This window comes from Pseudomonas sp. ESBL9 (assembly GCF_036668715.1).
GTDB classification, from domain to species: domain Bacteria; phylum Pseudomonadota; class Gammaproteobacteria; order Pseudomonadales; family Pseudomonadaceae; genus Aquipseudomonas; species Aquipseudomonas lundensis.
Window position 1 is genome coordinate 1 of sequence record NZ_JAZEVV010000023.1, and the last position, 456, is coordinate 456.

Consider the following 456-nt stretch of genomic DNA (forward strand, 5'->3'; position numbering starts at 1 on the left):
ATTTGGGGGTTCTGGGCATCATGAGCCCCGCGGTAACTGCCACTTGGTTGCACGGCAAGAAGTGCACGTTCACAACCCCCAACCGTTCGTACCGTGCAACAGGCACAACCGCTCGATGACGGGTGTAGTCCGCTTCTTGATCTCTAGCAGCCTTGCGCCAAGCATCCGAGTAGCGGGGTTTTGGCCAATTGATTGAGTCATACGGACTGGGATCTTTCTCCCACTCCACCACCACCGTCAGCCCGGGGTGCCATTTCACAGGCAGTGACGCGCAGCAATTTTGCCCACCCCCGTAGCCATACGGCGCCAGATTCGGCCCACCGGCACCGTTCACAGAAAACCAATTAATCGCCGCCGAGGTATGGCTGTATCCCTCGATGGGGGCACCCAGACGCACGGGCTTTGGCGGGGTGCAGCCTTGCAGCGAAAGGCCGCTGATCAACGTCAGCCACAGGA

General features: G+C 59.6%; 1 protein-coding gene. It reads right to left on the reverse strand.

Annotated features, from left to right (window positions below; translation table 11 throughout):
• Positions 1–454: DUF3304 domain-containing protein (locus V6F78_RS22270; protein ID WP_442965112.1), on the reverse strand; the 454-nt coding region annotated here is incomplete at its 3' end.
• Between the last annotated feature and the right edge of the window lie 2 nt (positions 455–456).